The following is a 19,547-nucleotide window of genomic DNA, read 5'->3' on the forward strand; positions in this document are numbered from 1 at the left end:
TGGTGCCGGACACCGGCAGAGGTGTCCGGCACCGGGAGCCTGAGCGAGTGGAGCGCCGCCGAGTGCGGTTGACGGGCAGTGCGGAAGAGACGGGGGTTGGGCATGTGGATGTTGCTTTCGGTCGTCACCGGCCCGCCCACGATCCTGCTGACCACCGCCCTCGTCGTGGTGCTGTGCTTCTGGCTCCTGGTCGCCGCTGGTTTCACCTCGGTCGGCAGTTTCGACGCGGACGCGAACCTCCGTGCCTGGGGCATGGGCGGCGTCCCGGTGGCGGTGGCCGTCTCCACGCTGACGGCCGTGGCCTGGTTGCTGAGTGTCGGGGGCGTCCTCCTGCTGGCCGTGTGCGCGCCGCCGTGTTCCGCGACCGGGCTGCTGCGCATGGCCCTGCCCCTGGCGGCTCTGCCCGCCGCATGGCGACTGACCTGCCTGTTCGTACGTCCCCTGCATCGGCTCTTCCCCGACGAACCCGGCCCGCCCGACCGCGGCCGGGCGCGGGACCAGGTGGACCGCGCCGCCTGAGCAGTGCCGCCGCCGGTCCTTGCCGCCGGTCCTCTCACGCTTCGATTCCTTCACGCCTCAAGGACGTTCGTCATGACTGTCATCCTCCTGGGCGCCGGTGTGTTCGTCGCCGTCACCCTGTTCGCCGTACTGCTCGTCTCCCGGCTGTTTCGCAAGGTGGAGCAGGGCAGGGCGCTGATCGTCTCCAAGCTGCGGAAGGTCGACGTGACCTTCACCGGGCAGGTCGTGCTGCCGGTGCTGCACAAGGCCGAGGTGATGGACATCTCGGTGAAGGCCATCGAGATCACCCGGACCGGCAAGGACGGGCTGATCTGCCAGGACAACATCCGTGCCGACATCCGGATCACGTTCTTCGTGAGGGTCAACAAGACCGTCGAGGACGTCATCAAGGTCGCGCAGGCCGTCGGCACCGCCCGCGCGAGCGACCGGGACACGCTGCAGGAGCTGTTCCACGCGAAGTTCTCCGAGGCGCTGAAGACCGTCGGCAAGCAGCTGGACTTCACCGACCTGTACACCAAGCGTGAGGAGCTGCGGTACCGGATCATCGAGGTCATCGGCGTCGACCTCAACGGCTACCACCTGGAGGACGCGGCGATCGACTACCTGGAGCAGACCCCGGTCGCCCAGCTCGACCCGGCCAACGTCCTCGACGCCCAGGGCATCCGCAAGATCACCGAGTTGACGGCCGTGGAGCACGTGCGTACCAACGAGTTCCAGCGCCACGAGGAGAAGGAGATCACCCGGCAGAACGTCGACGCCCGCGAGGCGATTCTGGAGCTGGAGCGCCGGCAGGCGGATGCGGAGATCAAGCAGAAGCGTGAGATCGCGACCGTTCGGGCCCGGGAGGAGGCCGAGACGGCGCGGGTGGTGGAGGAGGAGCGGCTGCGGGCACAGGGCGCCTTCCTGGCCACCGAGGAGAAACTCGGCGTGCAGCGCGAGAACCAGGCCCGCGAGATCGCCGTCGCCGCGAAGAACCGCGAGCGGGTCATCGCCATCGAGAGCGAGCGCATCGAGAAGGACCGGCTCCTCGAAGTCATCGGCAGGGAGAGGGAGACGCAGCTGACCCGGATCGCCGCCGAGAAGGAGGTCGAGGCGGAGAAGCGGGACATCGCCGAGGTCATCCGCGAGCGTGTCGCCGTGGACCGGACGGTCGCCGAGCAGGAGGAGTCCATCAAGAAGCTGCGGGCCGTGGAGGAGGCGGAGCGCCACCGGCAGGCCGTGATCATCGCCGCCGAGGCCGAGGCGCAGGAGAAGCTGGTCAAGGACATCAAGGCCGCCGAGGCCGCCGAGCAGGCCGCCACACACCGTGCGGCCGAGGAACTGACGCTGGCCGAGGCCCGGTTGAAGACGGCCGACCTCGACGCGCAGGCCAAGCTCCGCCTCGCCGAGGGCATCCAGGCCGAGGCCGCCGCCGAAGGGCTCGCCGCCGTCCAGGTCCGTGACAAGGAAGCCGACGTCACCGAGAAGGCCGGCCGCGCGGAGGCCGCCGCCACCGAGGCCCGGCTGCGGGCCGAGGCGGAAGGCGCGCAGGCCCAGGCACTCGCGGACGCCGCGGCCATCGGCGAGAAGCTCAAGGCCGAGGCCGAGGGACTGACCCAGAAGGCCGCCGCCATGGCCGCCCTCGACGACGCCTCGCGGGGACACGAGGAATACCGGCTGCGCGTGCAGGCGGACAAGGAGATCCGCCTCGCCGGACTCGACGTGCAGCGGCAGGTCGCCGAGGCGCAGGCGACCGTGCTCGCCACCGGTCTGGAAAGCGCCGACATCAGCATCGTCGGCGGCGAGTCCGTCTTCTTCGACCGGCTGATGTCCTCCATCGCGCTCGGCAAGGGCGTCGACGGCTTCGTCCAGCACTGTGAGACCGCACAGGCCATGGCCCGGCCCTGGCTGGACGGCACCTCCAGCTTCACCGACGACCTGGGCCGCATCCTCGGCTCGCTCTCCACGGCCGACGTGCAGAACCTGACCGTCTCGGCCCTGCTGATGAAGCTGATGAAGACCGGCGGGGCCGACTCGGGGCAGCTCCAGCAACTGCTCGACCGGGCCGGCGAGCTGGGCCTGGCGGACAAGCCGCTCACCACCCTGAACGGCAGCGCCGTCCACGCCTGACCCGCCCCTTGCGTCCGGAGCCGCCGCACAGGGGACGGCGGCTCCGGACCGGCCTTGACCGACTTCCTGAGAGGCATCACGGCACCGGCCCTGGTGGCCGCTGTGACCGCGCTGGTATTCCTGCCGGACCTGTGCCAGGCGCGTCCTCCGGCACGTCACTCGCGGACCCGGTCGAGCACGCACTCTGACCGGCCGACGCAGCGTAGATCTGCCCCGGGTCGCCTCCGTCCGACCTCTTGATCATTTACCGCGGACACGCGGGGCACGCAGACCCAGGGCAGGGCATCTACCGGGTGGCGGAGCCGTCCTTCCGTACCAGCCGGTCGTGAGCCTCTTCGAGCCGGTCCGTGATCTGCTCGACGCCGATGGCGTCAAGGCCCTTCTGCCGCCCCGCCGCGGCAGCCTTCGCCGCCGAGGACGCGGAGGCGAACAGGGCCCAGGAGTCGGCCGTGTAGTCCGCCTGCGCCGGACGTCCGATCTTCTCCAGGGCGTCCCGGATCGGCGCTGTGTCCACAGTGCCGTCCACGTCCCCGGAGATGGCGTGGAACGCGTCGAGAACGATCTTTCCGGACTTGAGGACGAACCTCGCCGTGTGCGCGCCGTCGGGCAGACCGCGCAGCGCGTACGTCGCGAGGCGCTTGTCGGTCGCGGCCGTCTTCGCGTCCCGTGCGATCGGCTTTCCGTCGACGTAGACGTCGAGGACGGCGGTGCCGTCGTTGCCGCCGATGACGTCGATGCCCGTGCCGGTGAACGGGACGGTGAACGACGAACCGGCGGTCGTGCCGGTCGACGTCGACCGGTACCAGTCCATCGCGTCGCCGAGGGAGGCCTTCCGGCTCCACGTGCCGCCGTAGGTGACCGAGCTGTCCATGTTGTCGAGCTGTGCGCGGGCGTAGGGCGTGTACCCGTCGATCTTCTCGACCTTCAGGTTGTCGAACGCCGTCCTGTGGAAGTCGGATCCGAGCTTGACGCGGCCTTCGGTCTGCGGAGTCGGGTCCTGGTACGTGGAGACGGCCTTGCCGTCGATGTACGTCGTGATCGTCGCGCCCTTCGCCTCGATGGCGAGGCGATAGCCGTCGGAGGCCGCGACCGTTCCCGACTCGACGGCCCTGCCGTATTCGTAGAACGTCCAGGCGCCGGTCGGTGCGATGCGCACGTTGTAGGCGGCGTCGCTGATCGCCATGCCCTTCTGCTGACGGACGCCCAGGGAGGCGAGTCCGCCGGCCGGGTCCGGGAACGAGACGTCGACCGTGGCCCGGTAGTTCTCCCAGCGGAAGTCGCCGACCGTCGTGTTCGGGGTGTGGCGGTTCCAGGCGCCGGTGTCCTTCATGGACTGGTCCATGTACTGGTACAGGACGTTGTCGCCGCTCGCGTCCTCAGCGACCTCCCAGGCGCCGGTCTGGTCGACCATGTAGCGCGGCTGGTTGCCGCGGGACCTCAGGTAGGGCTGGGACGTCTTGTGCGCGCCGTCGCCGGTGCCGACCTGGACCCTGCCCTCCTCCTCGTACCCGAAGTCGTCGGCGTACAGGACCTTGTCGCGGGTGTTGTGCTTCTTGCCGGTCGCGTCGGTGTCCAGCACCGTGCGGTCCCGGGACTCGGGCAGGCGTTGCTTCGTCGCCTTGTCGCGGCTCTTGTCGAGCGTCGTCAAGGTCACGATCGACCTCGGCTCGACCGTGTAGGTGTAGTACCCGGCGCCGCCGGGCCGGATCTCGTCGACGAGGCGCTTGAGGTTCGCGTCGTAGGGCTCGCCCGCGTCCGGTCCGCGGGTTTCCCAGATCTCCATGGTCGGGTCGGAACCGAGTCGCATGTTCTCGGCTTTGATCCGGTAGGTCTTGGGCTGGTCGCTGTCGTTGACGACGATCGTGGAGAAGTCCTTCTTACGGGGGTCGGCGAGCGTCATGTAACTCGGTGCCCCGTTCGAGCCGTCGACGTTCTCGGTGCCGCTCACCCCGCTGTAACTGGCCTCCGGCACGGTGCGCCAGATGCCCGCCGTGTTCGTGTCGTTCTCCCAGCCGGTCTTCGCGAACTGGGTGAAGTGCTGCATCACGTAGATGGCCGCGTCGTAATGGAGGTGACCCGACCACGGGTCACGGGCGCTGACGAGTTCCTTGTGGCTGTACTGCGCGCCTTCGTAGAAGGAGCCGATCGCCGGCTGGAAGATGTAGTGCGTCCGCTTCGAGTTGGCGTAGCTCTTGACGGAGCGGTTCGCGAGATCGAGGGCGCTCTGGACGCCGCCGATACCGGTGCTCGTTCCGTTCGGGCCCTCGGTGTTGTTGACGCGGTAGTCGGTGTAGCCGAAGGAGCCGACTCCCTCGCTGTACCAGACCTCCTTGTCCTCGTTGTACTTGTTCTCACCGGTCGCCAGCCTGGTGTACGGCAGATGGGTGTCGCTGCCGACGGGCCCGTCGCGCCGGTCATCGGTGTTGTAGTGGTAGCCGACCGCGTCGACCATGCCGAAGAGTTCCGCGTCGCTGAGCATCGACGGCCCGAAATGGTGGGTGGTGTTCTCGTCGGCGGCGATGATCTTTATGCTGCGGTAGGCCTTCTCTGCCTTCGCCCGCTTTTTCGCCGGGATGCCGTAGCGGGGATCAGCGAAGTCCGTGTCGGCCATAATCGCCTTCTTGTACCACTTGATGAAGGCCTCGTCCGGATTATGCGTCTCGTTCGTGTCCGGGTTCACGTAGTCGACCATGTACCCGTATTTCTCGTACGCGTCGAGAATCGTCTCCTTGTACCACTTGTACATCTCGTCGGAGCCGGTGCCCTTGTTCCATTCGTTCTGGACCCATCGGGGCATGACCCAGCGGAGAATCGAGACCTTGAGCTTCGGGTTGACCGTCTTGGCGTCCGCTGCCAGCTGGAAGCCCGGGGAGCGCGACGCGTCGGCGAGTTCGTCCGCGGTGCGCATGGTCGCCGGGTCGGAACCGGTCGACGTGTTCGTGTCCGAACCCATCTCGACCTTGACATGGTTGATCAGGGGGTTCTTCCCCCCGAACAGCACGCGGATGAGCTCCCAGTACCGGCCGGGGTGCTCCGCCTTGTAGTCCATCAGCAGGTTGCTCGTGCTGTTGCAGCTGAGCACGCCGAGGCCCTTGTAGGTCAGACCGTTCACGTTGTCGGCGCGAACGTCGTCCCCGTTGACCACGACCTCCACGGGATCGTCCGCGGTGTGGGCGGCGGGGGCGGTGATCACTCCGGCCGCGAGTGCCATGGTGGTTGCCGCCGCGAGCGACATCCAGCCGAGTCTTCGCTGTGGGCCCATTCCGCTTCGACTCCTTGTTCTCGTGGGGCGTACCGACGCCCAGACGTTCGAGATTGCGAAAGGTGTCCGCGATTCCGGAAGGACCGTAGGTGGTAAGCGATTTCTACGTCAATCCCTGTGCAGGTCATGCCAGTTGAGACCCGCTGCGCGCCCTCACCGGCTGGAAAAGGCTTGGATGCCGAGGTGGCCGTCGCGGGACACTGCCGCACACAGGGGAGTGGGACGAAGACGCCTGAATCGCGCGAGGACTACAGGGTCCAGCCGGACAGGGACTCGGTGCTCCTCGCGCTTCGTCACCACGGACGGGAGCCGACCAGGCCGCGGATTTCAGCCTCTCCACGTGCGCGGCGGTGCGGGGTGATCAGGCCGGTGCCCTGGGTTCCTGCCGGAGGGATGACGAGAATCGACGCCAGTCAAGCGGAGGTGCGACGCCAGTCAAGCGGCAGTGCCAAGGCGACGCGAGCAAGGTCGATGTGAATCGCCCGCCGCACACGGCACCTCGTCGCGCGTTGGATGCTCATCCCCCTCGACGTCGCGAACCGTCCGGCCGCAAGTTCCTATCAAGCCGTAGGGAAAACCCCACAGTTCACGGCAGTCGACCTGTGAGCGTGAACTCTCAACTAACGTCTGCGGACGCTCCGCTCCAACGGCCTCCCCACCCCCCATTTCGACGGAGACCACCCATGTCCGCAGTGACGAACGCATCCGGGTCCGGTGCGCCGGACGCTCGATGCGGCTCGGCCGGTTGTTCAGCAACCGGTCGTACCATCCCTCCTCCCACCGTCCTGATGGACGACGAGGCACTCGCGGACTTCATCGCCGTGGCTGCCGCTGAGTACCAACTCATCACTCCCGAAGCTCCGTTACCCTGTTTCGCGCTCCTGCTCGGCAACGCGGAGGCGACTACCTACCACGTGCGGCGTGTCGCCTTCGGCCGTAATGCCCGCACCAGTGATCCGGCGGCTCTACGGGAGTTCCGCGAGACCATCGTGCCGAAGTTCGGACCGGCCTACGAAAACGAGCACCGCGGCTGGTGGATGGACTCCCACGACCTCCTCCGGGCGTCCCGAGAGGCCGAGGCCCTGGGGATGGACCTGCTCGGCTCCATCCACATGCACCCGGACTGGCACCGTCTGGGCCCGCCGTCGGAACGGGGAGAGACGCTCAGCGAGCGCCCGACTCCCATGGACCGTCATCTCTTCGGCCGGACCGGCTGGCCCCTCAACATCATCTGCTACCTGGAGCGACGGGACGGCGAGTTCTACCACGCCCTGGGCGCCTGGGCCCCGCCTCCCCAGCATCCCGCCGAGGGTTCCGAGGGCGCCGAGTGCCCCGAGGTCGACCTGCGTATCCGTACGAGTTCACTGATGAAGGCGTGAAAACAATGCAGCAGCCCGAAGGAACGAACGCACCAGCCCAGGACGGAACCCAGGATGACGCCCGGACGATCCGCGCCCTGTGGGCCGAGATGGCCCGCGCCTGGGCGGCAGGTGACGCCGCGCTCTTCGCCGCGAGCTTCGCGGAGGACTGCGACTTCACGACCGTACGAGGCGACAAGCCACCCGGCCGGACCGGCATCGCGGCCGGGCACGACGCCCTCTTCCACGGGCCGTACGCGGGAACTGTCCTCGACACACGCGTCGTGGCCGTCCGATTCCTCCGCCCCGACCTCGCCACGGTGGAGGCCGAGTCGACCATCACCGCCCCGGACGGGCAGCCGCTGACCGCCACGCACGCGTTGGCCGTCGTGGAACGGACAGCGGAGGGCCGCTGGTTGATCAGTGCCTTCCACAACATGATCCCCGCGCCCCGCCCGGCGCGGCAGGACCCCGACTCGAAGGATTCCACCGTGGACGAACCCACCGCCGCACGGCCGAGGCTCCGCCACCTGGCCATCGTGGCCCGCGACCCGGAGAAGCTGGCCGAGTTCTACTCCTCGGTCTTCGCGATGGAACTCTTCCACCGCGATCCGGACGGCAGTTGTTTCCTCTCCGACGGCTATCTCTCCCTCGCCCTGATCAAGCATCAGCTCGACGGTGAGACGCCGGTCGGCTTCAACCACTTCGGGTTCCACATCGAGGACACGGCAGCCACCACCGAGGCTCTTGTGGCGGCCGGCACTCCGAAACCGGCGGAACGGTTCACCAATCGCCCCTTCGCCGAGTACCGGGCCATGGATCCGGAGGGCAACTGGTTCGACCTCTCGGAACACGGCTTCGGCGGCCCGCGCCCGCCGTCCGACTCCACCGGGGCCTGAACCCCGACCAGACGCTCCGCAGGGCCGCGCGACTCGACAGCGAAACGGCCGTCCGCGCGGTCGGCACCGCACTCGAACCCTGGCTGCCGGACGCGTGCCCACGGTAACCATGCCAGGCGGCCCGCCGCTGCCCCCCGGCCGGCAGCGGCGGAGCCGGGCCGGGGCGAGGGCGTCGTGTTCCCGGGCATCGGACACCGGCCAGGTTTCCCGCCGGGGGCCCGCGCAGCTGGAGAACCTCACCGTCTGGCCCGCATGGGCGTGATCACCGTTGCGCAGCTCGGAGCGAGCAGAGGTCGCCGCTCGACTTCACATTCACCACCGGATGAGAGGGACATACACAGCATGCGATCGATCAACCGACTGACAACATCAGTCGTCGGAGCGGCCCTGCTCCTGGGCTGCTTCTCGGGACCGGCCGTGTCACAGGCGAAGCAGGACGGCACACGGGTGCTGGTGTTCTCCAAGACGGCCGGCTTCCGCCACGGCTCGGTCTCCGCCGGCATCGCGGCGGTGAAACAGCTCGGCGAGACGGGCGGCTTCTCGGTCGACGTGACGGAGGACGCCGGAGCCTTCACGGCCGACAACCTCGGGCGCTACGACGCGGTCGTGTTCCTGTCCACGACCGGTGACGTCCTGAACGCCGCCCAGGAGACGGCCTTCGAGGGCTACATCCGCAGCGGCGGGGGCTACGTCGGCATCCACGCGGCCGCCGACACCGAGTACGACTGGGCGTTCTACGGCGGGCTCGTCGGTGCCTACTTCGAGTCGCATCCGTGGTGGCCGATGCGTGCCACGGTGCACGTCGAGGACCGCGCCCACCCGGCGACCGCCAACCTGCCCACCACCTGGAAGCGCACCGACGAGTGGTACAACTTCCGCTCCAATCCACGGGAACGGGTCCGCGTCCTGGCCTCCCTCGACGAGTCCTCGTACTGGGGCGGCACCATGAACGGCGACCATCCGATCGCCTGGTGCCAGAACTACCAGGGCGGCCGCTCCTTCTACACCGGCGTCGGCCACAGCAAGGAGTCCTTCGCCGAACCCGCCGTCCGCCAGCACCTGTTGGGCGGAATCCAGTGGGCCGCCGGCGCCGTCGAGGCGGACTGCCGGCCGGAGAACGGCTAGAGGCCGTGTTTTGGAGTCCCCGTGGAAGAGGGAGCGGCGTTCGGTGCGTGCTCTCGGCCTGCCGGGCGTCGCGACGCTGCGGCTTGGCGAACCGCGTGGCGCCGGGTCCCCAGAGTGACCGTGACGACCGTGGCCGAGAGGGCGGGGCGCATCCGTACCGACACCCGCGAGCTGGGGCTGGTGGCGGAGCGTTCCCTTGACAGCGTGACGCGGGCGGAGGTGCTGCTGGTGCCCGGCGGAGGCGAGCGAGGGACCACGACCACGATGGCGAATCGGGTCGTCCTCGACTGAATACGTCACATCCACCGGCGGTCGGTGGGGACCACTTCCGTGTGCACGGGGTCGTTGATCCTCGGCGCAGCCGGTCTGCTGCGTGGTCTGCCGGCCACCACCTACTGGGCCTCCCGTTCCTATCTCGCAGAAGTCCGCGCCGTCTCTACGCCGGGACGCTTCGCCGAAGCCGGGAAGATCATGACGGGTGCCGGGGTCTCGGCCGGCATCGACATGGGGCTGCACATCGCCGCGCGGTCGGCGGGCGACGACGTGGCCCAGGGGATGCAGCTCGCCGTCGATTACGACCCCGATCCCCCGTTCGACACCGGCAGCACCGAGAAGGCGAGTCCGGAACTCCAGCAGCTGGCGCTGCGACTGCTCGCCGACGCAGCCGGTCCTCGCTGGCCGTGGTCCGTGCCGGCTATGGCCGGCTCACCGGCATGGTGAGCCTGGACGCCCTGCCGGCGCGTTTCCTGCAGCCACAGGGGGGTCGGGTACTGCCGGCGATCTCGGGGCGGGGCTGATCCGGCGGAGGACTCCAAACTGCGGTGTGATGGCGCGCGTGCGCTACGGCCGCAAACGCGTCCGTCCTGGTGGCGCGGTCCCGATCACACGGAGTCCGGCCGGCCTCACCCGCTCCGCATGCCCCCGGGTGTGGCGCGGTCCGGATCACACCGGGTCCGGCCGGCCTCACCCGCTCCGCATGCCCCTGGGGGCGCAATACCGGACACTCCTGTATAGGGCCGGCGTATTCGCGCGGGCCATAGTGAGGGTGTTCGGCGTGCTTGAGGTTCCGCTCTGGCTGTGGGGGGCGTTCGCCGCGACGGTGGTCGTGTCGCTGGCGGTGGACCTGCTGTCCCACCGCACCGCGCACGTCATCGGCTTCAAGGAGGCCGCCGCCTGGAGCGGCCTGTGGGTGAGCCTCGCCCTGATCTTCGGCGCGGTCGTCTTCCTCGTCCTCGGCACCACTGCGGGCACCGAGTACACGACCGCGTGGCTGCTGGAGAAGAGCCTGTCGGTCGACAACCTGTTCGTCTTCGCCGTGATCTTCGCGTACTTCAAGGTGCCCCGCGCCTACCAGCACCGCGTGCTGTTCTTCGGCGTCATCGGCGCGCTCGTCTTCCGCGGGATCTTCCTCTCCCTGGGCGTGGCCGTGGTCAGCCGCTTCACCGCGGTGCTGTTCGCCTTCGCCGCGGTCCTCTTCTACAGCACCTACAAGCTCCTCAAGGACGAGCAGGAGAGCTTCGACCCGGGCAAGAGCTTCGCCGTACGGATGCTCCGCAAGCTCATCCCGGTGCGGGACGAGTACGCCGGGGCCAAGTTCTTCGTCAAGGAAGCCGGCATACGGATGGCGACCCCGTTGCTCGCGGTGGTCGCCGCGATCGAGGCCGCCGACCTGATCTTCGCCGTCGACAGCGTGCCCGCCGTCCTCGCGGTCAGCGATGACGCCTTCATCGTGTACACCAGCAACGCCTTCGCCATCCTCGGCCTGCGGGCCCTCTACTTCATGCTCGCCGGCCTGCTCGACCGCTTCCACTACCTGAACAAGGGACTGGCGATCATCCTCGCCTTCATCGGGGTCAAGCTCATCCTCCAGGCATCCCACAAGCTGATCAGCCCCAGCATCCCGGAGATCCCCTCACCGATCAGCCTCGCGGTCATCGTCGTCGTCCTGACAGGTTCCGTGGTGCTCAGCCTCAAGAGGCCGGCCCTCACAGACCATCTGGAACCCACCGACGAACGAGACGCCTCCGCGGCCACCGAGAAGCCCGAGGCGCCCAGCGCACCGCCCGTGACGGATGCCCCTGAGCCTTCGGCCGGTTCACCGGGCGGGGAGGGGGGAGCCGGCTCGCGCTCGGGTTGGCGCAGTAGCAGGGCACTTCCCGACACGCCAATACGGGCATATCGTAAAAATATGGTCAAAATGAAGCGCAAGCCCGAAGCGTACGTGTGCCCGACGTGCAAGAAATCCGTGCCGACCGCAGTCCATCGCCACAAGAGCCTCGGCGTATTCGTTCCCGTGTGGGGCCCGGGCGCATGTCAGAACCGCGACTGTCCCGACTACCGGCTGGACCCCCATCGCAAGCGCTCTGCGACCCGGTGACGAAACCGGCAGCGCAGCGATGGGCTCCTTGCCTGACCGGCGGGGTCACCCCTGCCCGTCACAACAGGAGGCCCGCCGGATCCCCGCCGGGATCGTCGGCCAACACGATCGCGGCCTTGACGCGCTTGCCCACCGGCTCGCGCCGCACCTCGAAACTGAGGCACGCCGCCATCGCGACCTCCACCATGCCGCCCGACCCGACCCGACCCGACCCGGCCCGGCCCGGCCCGGCCCGGCAGGACAGGACGACGGCAGCGTCGGGTCGGTGTCCCACACGCTGATCTCCACGGCGCCGTCGCTGACCTCCAGTCCAGCAGGCACGGGCCGGGTGCGTACTTGTATGCGTTGGTCACCAGCTCGCTGACCACCGGCTCGCTGACCATCAGCTCCCCCATGCCCATCGCACACTCCAACACCCGGAGCCCGTGAAGGGCCTGCACGGGCGGTGAACAGACCGCTGAAGGGAGGAGGGTGTGAAGGTCGCGTGGCCACAGCACACGAACCGGGCCGACGATTCCGCCGAACGCTGTCCCAGGAGGGCATAAACGTGCCCGCCCCTTCTTCGGGACAGTGACAGCTTCGGGCCAGTCCACTTCTGTTTTCAGGCTCTCTTGGTGTGCAAACGCTCAGTTGACCCCGCGAACGTCTTTATCCAGTTAACGTGTTCTTGACCGGCCTTTGACCGATCATTGGCATACACAAGAGGCATTGGGCTGCCTTGAGGGGGTTCATGTTCCGAGGTGTGAAGGTCCGGACCGTGGTTTGGCTCTTACTTCGGTTCTGGTCGCTCTCCAGTGCTTCGAATCCACGGCGCCTTTCCTATCCGCGCGCACAGCCCGTCATATCAAGGCCAAAGCCCGCTTTCCTGCGCACCGGCGACCGGTACCGCACCGTCGGCTGTGTCCGCGAAGCGCCGGATGCCCGCTGATGAAGGCGTGCACGTCGACCGCGACCAAGCCGAACACGCCCCGCCTCGCGGACCACGGCACGTCGAGATGGACGGCAGCCCACTCGCCGGCCGTTCTGCAGGTCTTCCGCTGCTGAGCCGTAGAGCACCCACACCCCCCGTGCCCGGTAAGTCCGACGCGTACCCCACGGCGCGCCAGGAGGTCACCCCACCATGCAGCCGCTCATCGACAACGCCCGCTTATCCGGACAGCGCCCCGAGGAGTTCACTCGCCTCGCCGAGGGTCAGTCCCCCCAGGCCCTGTTCATCACCTGCTCCGATTCCCGGGTCGTACCAGCTCTGATCACGCGTGCTCTGCCCGGCGAGCATTTCGCTCTGCGTACGGCGGCCGTGGGCGCGGTGGTGCGGCGAGACGACCTGGCCGCGGTACCGGCCGTGGGCGCCTGGCTCGTGCACGCCGCGGACGAGCCCACGTGCTCCGACATCACGGATCCGACGGTCGCCGAGGCCGGGCAGAACCACGTGCTCACGCAGATGGAGCGGCTGCGTGTCTACCCGTGCATCGAGAAGCGCCTGGAAGCGGGTGAACTCCAGTTGCACGGCTGGTACCGCGAGGCCGGCACCGGCATCGTCCGGGAGCACGACGCAGAGTCCGGCACCTTCGAGATGCTGTGAGGGAGTTGGTGACCATGCTGTCCAAGTACCCCTACCGGCGGCAGGACTTCCTTGCCTCCGTCGTCGTCTTCCTCGTCGCCGTACCTCTGTGTGTCGGTATCGCGGTCGCCTCCGGTGTCCCGGCCGAACTCGGCCTGATCACCGGCATCGTGGGCGGTCTCGTCACCGGTCTCATGCCCGGCAGCAGCCTCCAGGTGTCCGGGCCCGCCGCGGGCATGACTGTGATCGTCTTCGAGGCCGTCAGCGAGTTCGGCGTGGGCACGCTCGGCGTGATCGTGCTGTTCGCCGGGCTCCTCCAGCTCGCCATGGGCATTCTGAAGATCGGACGCTGGTTCCGGGCGATTTCCGTCGCCGTCGTCGAGGGCATGCTCTGCGGCATCGGTCTGGTGATCATCGCCGGGCAGATCTACGCGGCGGCGGGTCTGAAGGCCCCGGAGAGCGGTATCGGCAAAATCGTGGGGCTGCCGGGGGCGTTCGCCGACGCCCTGGGCAGCACCGAGGCTCTGATCTCTCTCGCGATCGGCGCGGGCACCATCGCCGTCATCGTTGCGTGGAAGAAGCTGCCGAAGGCCGTGCAGTCCGTGCCGGGTGCCCTGGCGGCGGTGGTCCTGGCCACGCTCGCCACGCTGGCCCTCAGCCTGCCGGTCGCGACCGTCCAGGTGGATGGTCTGCTCGGCGTCATCCAGCCGCCCGGAGCCGAAGCCTTCGGCGAGCTGGCCGGCCCGGCCGTCTGGGGCACGATCATCGCGTTCGCGCTGATCGCCTCGGCGGAGAGCCTGTTCAGCGCGGCGGCCGTGGACCGGCTGCACGACGGTCCACGCACCGAGTACAACAAGGAGATGATCGCCCAGGGCGCGGGCAACACCGTCTGCGGTGTCCTCGGCGCGCTGCCGATGACCGCGGTGATCGTGCGCAGCTCCGCCAACGTCGCCGCGGGGGCGAAGACCAAGGCGTCGCGTGTGCTGCACGGCGTGTGGCTGCTGCTGTTCGCCGCCGCGATGCCGTGGGCCCTGGCCCTGATTCCGCTTCCCGCCCTCGCCGGCATCCTGGTGCACGCGGGCTGGAAGCTGATTCCGTTCCGCCAGGTCGCGGCGCTGTGGCGCAGCCACAAGGGCGAGGCACTCATCCTCGTGGTCACGGCCGTGTCGATCGTCGCCGTGAACATGTTCGAAGGCGTACTCATCGGTTTGGCGCTGGCGGTCGGCAAGACCGCTTGGGAGGCTTCGCACGTCAAGCTGGAGGCCATAGACAAGGGCACCGGTCCGATCCAGGTCTACTTGTCGGGTAACGCCACCTTTCTTCGACTGCCGAAGATTCTTGACAGTCTGGAGGCGCTGCCGCAGGACCGCCCGGTCGAGCTGGACCTGTCCGGCCTGCACCACCTCGACCACGCCTGCCGTACGGCCCTGGAGTCCTGGGCCGAGCGACACAGCGCGATCGGCACGGAACCGGTGAAGATCACCGAGCCGGTGAAGGTCGCATCCGCCGAGAATGCCACGGCGAACACCTGGCACCGCTGAGCAGCCGGGCGGTGCACACGCTGGCCGTGCGCTGCGCTGCCACGCCCCTCTCCGAACTCTCGCGCACGCCGTACGCGCCTTGCGTACGCTGTCTCCCGGTGCGTACAGTGTGCGCATCGCGGGGACAGTGTACGCATCGAGTGGGGGACGACATGTCGAAGAACGCCATGAGCTGGGACGAGCAGGGCAGCTGGAACGCCAACGGCGCGTGGGGAAGCCGAAATTCGGCGGGCCGAAAGCTGGACCTCGCCCACTGGCAGGCCCGCCTCGACACGTTGCGCGCTGAGCATCACGTCCCGGCCGCCTCGCTGGCGATTCTCGTCGACGGGACCGTCCACGAGCTTGCCAGTGGTGTGCTGCACCGCGGCACGGGCGTGGAGGCGACGACCGACTCGGTCTTCCAGTTGGGCTCGATCGCCAAGATCTACACGGCCACCCTGATCATGCAGCTCGCCGCATCAGGTGAACTGGACCTGGACGCGCCGGTGGTCGACGTGCTGCCGGAGTTCTCTGTCGCCGATCCCGACGCGACCAGGGCGATCACCACGCGCCGACTGCTCAGCCACACCAGCGGCCTCACCTGCGATTTCACCTACGACAGCGGGCGGGGCGACGACTGCCTCGCCAAGTACGTCGAGGCCGCGAGGAACGTGGCGCTCGACTGCCCGCCCGGCGCCGCGATCTCCTACAGCAGCGTCGGGTACAACGTCCTCGGCCGGATCATCGAGGTGGTGACCGGCAAGGTCTGGGACGAAGCCCTGAAGGACCAACTCCTCACACCGCTCGGTCTCTCACACACCATGACGCTGCCCGAGGAGGCACTGCGCTTCCGTGCGGCGATGGGGCACCTGGGCGACGCGGGACAAGATCCGGACCCGGCGCCGTCCTGGGACCTGATGCCGCGCTCGGCGGGCCCGTACGGCAGAGTCATCGCCACGGCCGGAGACGTCGCGCGACTCGCGGGGATGCACCTCAACGGCGGCGTGGCGCAGAACGGCGCACGCGTACTGTCCGAGGAGACCGTCGCGCTCATGCAGCGACGCGTCGTCCGCTCCCCCGACAAGTGGACGGTCAGCGCGGACGGCTGGGGACTGGGCTGGACTCTGTACGACTGGGACGGCGTCCAGGGCTACGGCCACGACGGCGCCTCCATCGGGCAGTACGGCTACCTGCGCGTCGTGCCGTCGGCAGGCCTCGCGGTCGTACTGCTCACCAACGGCGGTGGTGCGCGAGAACTGTACGCGGCGCTCTGCCGGGAACTCCTCGCCGATCTGGCCGGGGTGAGGATGCCGGAGCCCTTCGCCCCGCCGGCCCAGCCGCCCGTGGTCGACTTCGCGCCGCTCGTCGGCACGTACCGGCGAGAGGGCGTGGTCATTACCGTGACGGAACGAAACGGCGCCGGCCACGCGGTGTACGAGTTCGTCGACGGCATGAAGGATTTCTCCGAGCCCTTGGAGATCGATCTGGTGCCGGTGACCGGGACGGTCTTCGCCGGCACAGGGGTGGGCGCGGCATTCAGCGAGGACTACATGCCCGTCATCTTCTCCACACTGGAGGACGGCACGGGCTGCGTGTACATCGGTATGCGCTGCGGTCCTAAGACCGCGTAACACCCGCTACGCCGCGCGGAGCCCGCGTTTCGTCCTCGGCTCCGGCGCGGACGAACACGACGACTTCGAGCGTTCGCCAGGTCACGCGATGCGTGCGCTCGAGCTCCCGCACTGGCATGCCGCCGCGATGTGCCCGATGGCGGATGCGGTACGTGTGCCGGCCTCTCGCTGTCATCGACGTCGACTCCCCGGGCACGGGCGAGGCCGAGGCCGTCCGCCGAGCCAGGCCGAGGGCGCCCAGGACCCACTCAGGGAAATCGTTACCGTAGCGTAACTTAGCAAGGCGCTACCGACTTTAACTACCAGTGCTAGTTTTCCCGCACCCTGCATCGAAGCAGCGCGAGGAGTGCACTGTGAGCCGCTACAGAAGCCGTCCGCGTTCCACGTTCAACCGCCTGACCGCCGCCGCGATCGCCGCCGTGGCCTGCGTCTGTGTCAGTGCGGTCCCGGTCGACGCCGCCACCGGGACCGACACCGAACCCGTCGTGTCCCGGGGAGTCACCATCCCGGCCTTCTACACCCCGCCCGCCCAACTGCCCGCCGCAAACGGCACCTTGATCCGACAAGAACCCCTCCCCCTGGGTGTCTCACTCCCCGGCCTCGACGGCCGCCCCCTGCCGGGCACGGCCACCCGCCTGATGTACAAGTCCACCGACTCGAGCGGAAAGCCCGTCGCGGTGACCGGCGCCTACATCGAGCCGTCGGCGCAGTGGAAGGGCGACGGGCCCCGCCCCCTGGTGGCGGTGGTCTCGGGGACCATGGGCCAGGGCGACCAGTGCGCGCCGTCGTTCGCCCTGCAACACCCGCTCACCGTCAGCGAAGAGACCCTGTCCATCGCCTACGACAACCTGGCGATCTACCGTCTTCTCGCCACCGGAGCGGCCGTCGTCGTCACCGACTACGTCGGCCTGGGCGCCACCGACCGTCTGCACACCTACGTCAACCGCCTGGACGAGGCGCACGCGGTGCTGGACGCCGTCCGCGCGGCGCGCGATCTCCCCGGCACGTCCCTCACCTCCGGCTCCCGCGTCGGCCTGTACGGCTACAGCGAGGGCGGCGGCGCCACCGCCTCGGCGGCCGAACTTCAGCCCACCTACGCGCCCGACGTCCAACTGGCCGGCACCTATGCGGGCGCGCCGCCCGCCAACCTGACCGCGGTCATGAAGGGGATCGACGGAAGCGCCCTGGTCAGCGCCCTGGGCTGGGCGATCAACGGCTTCTCCCAGACCTACCCCGACCTGCGCAGTGTCACCGAGGCGAACCTCAACGACGCCGGACGCAAGGCCCTCGCCGACACGTCGACCATGTGCGTCGGCGAGTCCGTCGTCCGCTACGGCTTCACCCGGAGCACGGCATGGACGACCAGCGGCAAGTCCGTCGCCGACGTCATCGCCGCCGAACCCCGCGCCCAGGCCGTCCTCGACGAACAGCGCATCGGAACGCTCAAGCCGACCGGTCCGGTCCGCGTGGCCACCGGCATCCATGACGACATCGTTCCGCACGCCCAGGCCCGCCAGCTGGCCGTGGACTGGTGCCGCAAGGGCGGCAACGTCACCTACGAGGCCGTCGACCTGCCCAACCTCGGCGACAGGATCCTCACCAACCACCTCGCCCCCCTCCTCACCGACCAGGGAGCGGCGATCTCCTGGCTCGCCGACCGACTGGAGGGCAAGCCGACCGTGTCCAACTGCTGGACGATGCCCTTCCAGCGCTGATCGAGCCATCCGGCGGCCCGCCCACCGCGGCGGCCGCCGGCCGAGCCGGCGCTGACGGCCATCGCGACCGCCGACAAGACACGCTGCTGCCTGCCCTGTTCGAGCAGGGCACCATCGGCCGCCTCTGCTTCGTGTCCGGTCCGCCAGGTCGGTCGAGCTGTAGCACGCGATGGCCCGGCAGGACGTGTCGGACGAGTCCACACCCGTCTTGTCCTCGCCGGAGCCGTACCAGGTGTCACCGGCCTTGATGACGCCCAGGCCATGGAGTTGCAGGATGTTGCCGCTGGTGTCGGTGCTGATCCGCACACCGGTGAGCTGACTCCGCGGAAACCCGTTCGCCGTCGGCTACCCCTACGAATCAACGGCAGAGGCAGTCGAGTTCCTCCACTCGGCGCCGTTCTCCCCCGCCGACCGCAAACGCATCGCACACCGCAACGCGGCACACCTGCTGCACCTCTGATCAAGACGAGAGCGCGGCTGTGGCCATGGTCGACGGCGAGCCGTCCTGGGTGACGAGCTTGCTGTCGGCCTCGGGCTCGGGCCCGTAGCCGGTCTCCTTCTGGGCGGCGACCGTCGCCGGTTTCGAGGAGTCGGTGCCGGCGAGCGACGGTGTGACGGCGATTGCGGCCGCGACACCTCCGGCGGCGACGCCTACGAGCGTGACCTGCGCGCGGCGGGCGAGTCGGCTGCGAAGAGACGTGATTCCCGGTATTCCGCTTCTTTGTTGTGGCACGCCGAGCCGGGCGGGCCGACCAGGGCTTGGACTGCTTGTCGTTCACCGAGTGCCGCCTGCGGCCCTTGACGGGTCATCACGACGGCAGGATTGCTGCCCGGGCCCCTGTGTTGTTGTGAAGGACGGAACCAGCCAGGCGGTTTCGTCCGGATCACCGGGTGGACCGAAGGGGACGCACGCGGCCCGTCCTCCCCCAAAGAAGGACGGGCCGCGACATGTCCGTGCTGTCGGTCAGGTCAGCAAGCAGCCGCCGGGGCAGACGTCGGCCGCCCGCTTGAACGCTGCCTTGGTCCCGGATCCGGCGACTCCGTCGATCGGACCGGTGTAGCCGTAGAACCTCTTGAGGTAGCGCTGCAACGCCTCCACCGTGTTGGGTCCGACGATTCCGTCGATGCTGTCCGTGTAGCTGTAGTGCTCCTTGAGGAAGCGCTGCATCGCCTTCCAGCTGTTGGTGCCGAGCTGCCCGTCGATCTCGCCGGTGTACCTCCAGCGAGCCTTCAGCGCCCGCTGGACGTCCTTGGCCTGCGCTTCGCTCAGGCCGAGATTGACCACCGCGAGCGGCGCGACGGCCTCGGCACTCACCGCCTGCTCCTTGACCTGCGCGGGAGCCGCCATGGCCGTTCCCGCGGTCGCCAGGCCGCCGGCGGCGATCCCGACCGCGGTGGTGACACTGACGAGTGCCTTGGTGAGAGCTCGCATGCTGTTTCCCTCCGTTGACGTGCGTTGGCCGGAGCCGAC

The 19,547-nt window shown here is 68.6% G+C and carries 14 protein-coding genes and 2 pseudogenes; 12 read left to right on the forward strand and 4 right to left on the reverse strand.

Going from position 1 to position 19,547, the window contains the following annotated elements:
* The first annotated feature begins 102 nt into the window (after positions 1-102).
* Both A4E84_RS21525 and A4E84_RS21530 read left to right on the forward strand, forming a co-directional pair.
* Positions 103-519, forward strand: a complete 417-nt coding sequence (locus tag A4E84_RS21525) for a hypothetical protein (protein WP_062928158.1) — start codon at positions 103-105, stop codon at positions 517-519.
* Between the two features lie 72 nt (positions 520-591).
* Positions 592-2,628: a flotillin family protein gene (locus A4E84_RS21530; RefSeq protein WP_062928159.1), complete on the forward strand. Its 2,037-nt coding sequence runs from the start codon at positions 592-594 to the stop codon at positions 2,626-2,628.
* Positions 2,629-2,914: 286 nt separating this feature from the next.
* On the opposite strand, the gene A4E84_RS21535 is transcribed toward A4E84_RS21530, so the two are convergent.
* Complete coding sequence (locus A4E84_RS21535; protein ID WP_062928160.1) at positions 2,915-5,890, reverse strand: GH59 galactosidase; 2,976 nt, start codon at positions 5,888-5,890, stop codon at positions 2,915-2,917.
* Between the two features lie 788 nt (positions 5,891-6,678).
* Here A4E84_RS21535 and A4E84_RS21540 point away from each other — a divergent pair.
* The 6 genes and pseudogenes from A4E84_RS21540 to A4E84_RS21560 form a co-directional block, all read left to right on the forward strand.
* Positions 6,679-7,269, forward strand: coding sequence for a hypothetical protein (locus tag A4E84_RS21540; RefSeq protein WP_062928161.1), 591 nt, complete (start codon positions 6,679-6,681; stop codon positions 7,267-7,269).
* Positions 7,270-7,274: 5 nt separating this feature from the next.
* Complete coding sequence (locus tag A4E84_RS21545; RefSeq protein ID WP_062928162.1) at positions 7,275-8,147, forward strand: SgcJ/EcaC family oxidoreductase; 873 nt, start codon at positions 7,275-7,277, stop codon at positions 8,145-8,147.
* Between the two features lie 342 nt (positions 8,148-8,489).
* Positions 8,490-9,269 (forward strand): annotated as a pseudogene (locus A4E84_RS21550) (ThuA domain-containing protein); the annotation flags it as partial.
* Positions 9,270-9,401: 132 nt separating this feature from the next.
* Positions 9,402-9,563 carry a hypothetical protein gene (locus A4E84_RS44650; RefSeq protein ID WP_237304970.1) on the forward strand — a complete coding sequence of 54 codons (162 nt, stop codon included), beginning with the start codon at positions 9,402-9,404 and terminating at the stop codon, positions 9,561-9,563.
* A 24-nt stretch (positions 9,564-9,587) separates the two neighbouring features.
* Complete coding sequence (locus A4E84_RS40980; protein ID WP_237304971.1) at positions 9,588-9,992, forward strand: DJ-1/PfpI family protein; 405 nt, start codon at positions 9,588-9,590, stop codon at positions 9,990-9,992.
* Positions 9,993-10,326: 334 nt separating this feature from the next.
* Positions 10,327-11,337 (forward strand): annotated as a pseudogene (locus tag A4E84_RS21560) (TerC family protein); the annotation flags it as partial.
* A 370-nt stretch (positions 11,338-11,707) separates the two neighbouring features.
* On the opposite strand, the gene A4E84_RS45795 reads toward A4E84_RS21560, so the two are convergent.
* Positions 11,708-11,923: a hypothetical protein gene (locus A4E84_RS45795; RefSeq protein WP_062928164.1), complete on the reverse strand. Its 216-nt coding sequence runs from the start codon at positions 11,921-11,923 to the stop codon at positions 11,708-11,710.
* Between the two features lie 846 nt (positions 11,924-12,769).
* Here A4E84_RS45795 and A4E84_RS21570 point away from each other — a divergent pair.
* From A4E84_RS21570 to A4E84_RS21585, 4 genes are all read left to right on the forward strand, one after another.
* Positions 12,770-13,231, forward strand: a complete 462-nt coding sequence (locus A4E84_RS21570; protein WP_062928165.1) for a carbonic anhydrase — start codon at positions 12,770-12,772, stop codon at positions 13,229-13,231.
* A gap of 14 nt (positions 13,232-13,245) precedes the next feature.
* Entirely contained in the window at positions 13,246-14,751 is a 1,506-nt protein-coding gene (locus A4E84_RS21575; protein WP_062928166.1) for a SulP family inorganic anion transporter, read from the forward strand.
* Positions 14,752-14,903: 152 nt separating this feature from the next.
* The gene (locus tag A4E84_RS21580; RefSeq protein ID WP_062928167.1) at positions 14,904-16,361 is read left to right on the forward strand and encodes a serine hydrolase domain-containing protein; all 1,458 of its coding nucleotides are present in this window, start codon (positions 14,904-14,906) and stop codon (positions 16,359-16,361) included.
* Positions 16,362-16,714: 353 nt separating this feature from the next.
* Complete coding sequence (locus A4E84_RS21585; protein ID WP_062928168.1) at positions 16,715-18,076, forward strand: lipase family protein; 1,362 nt, start codon at positions 16,715-16,717, stop codon at positions 18,074-18,076.
* Between the two features lie 460 nt (positions 18,077-18,536).
* Here the strand turns inward: A4E84_RS21585 and A4E84_RS42975 are convergent, their stop codons facing one another.
* Both A4E84_RS42975 and A4E84_RS21590 read right to left on the reverse strand, forming a co-directional pair.
* Positions 18,537-18,809 carry a hypothetical protein gene (locus A4E84_RS42975; RefSeq protein WP_159029603.1) on the reverse strand — a complete coding sequence of 91 codons (273 nt, stop codon included), beginning with the start codon at positions 18,807-18,809 and terminating at the stop codon, positions 18,537-18,539.
* A gap of 231 nt (positions 18,810-19,040) precedes the next feature.
* Positions 19,041-19,508 carry a peptidoglycan-binding domain-containing protein gene (locus tag A4E84_RS21590; RefSeq protein ID WP_062928169.1) on the reverse strand — a complete coding sequence of 156 codons (468 nt, stop codon included), beginning with the start codon at positions 19,506-19,508 and terminating at the stop codon, positions 19,041-19,043.
* Positions 19,509-19,547 lie beyond the last annotated feature (39 nt).

It is taken from the genome of Streptomyces qaidamensis (assembly GCF_001611795.1).
GTDB classification, from domain to species: Bacteria; Actinomycetota; Actinomycetes; order Streptomycetales; family Streptomycetaceae; genus Streptomyces; species Streptomyces qaidamensis.